Genomic DNA, 630 nt, shown 5'->3' with positions numbered 1-630 from the left:
TTTTTGGCGTTAAATTCTTCCAATTTTGTTTTAAAATCATTTGTAGATTTGTCTTTTTGTGCTATAATTTTTTCAGTAGTTGCTGAATGTGCATTTGCACCAGATAATGTTTGATTATTACCGCCCAGCTCGGCAGGTCTCGAGGTGTGAAGGGAGTGGACGGCTTCACCAGTAACTACTACATTTTTTTTGACAAATCTTTTAAAGTTTCTATTTGATGATTTATTTGCATGAAAAATTACATTGGTGCCTTTATCATTTCTGATTCCAATATCGCCGATTTTTTGCTTTGTATTTTGTAAATGCTTAACTGCTATAAAGTCTTTTTCATTTTTAGGTCTAGGATTTTTAATAATCAGCTCAGGTTCTTTCACTACTTCTTTAATTGTGTTTGAAACATCTTGCATATCCTTAAACATTTCAGGGTGATTTATATATAATTTTTTCAAATCAGCAATTGCTTCTTTATCTCCTAAAAGCTCTGATAATCTTTCACAAAGTTCAAAAATTTCTAATTCTTTATCACTCATCTTTTGAACTCCTTATTTATAGGTTTAACCACATTTGTTTTTTTGGCGTTAAATTCTTCCAATTTTGTTTTAAAATCATTTGTAGATTTGTCTTTTTGTG

General features: G+C 30.0%; 1 protein-coding gene. It reads right to left on the bottom strand.

The genetic code is table 11. The features are described from left to right. Positions 1–530, bottom strand: a 530-nt coding sequence (locus CQA76_RS08935; RefSeq protein ID WP_137623021.1) for a hypothetical protein, incomplete at its 3' end; no start/stop codon positions are given. Positions 531–630 lie beyond the last annotated feature (100 nt).

The organism is Campylobacter aviculae, from assembly GCF_005406215.1.
GTDB classification, from domain to species: Bacteria; Campylobacterota; Campylobacteria; order Campylobacterales; family Campylobacteraceae; genus Campylobacter_D; species Campylobacter_D aviculae.
Note: the sequence above shows the minus strand (reverse complement) of the source record. Positions and strands in the feature narration are given on the sequence as shown.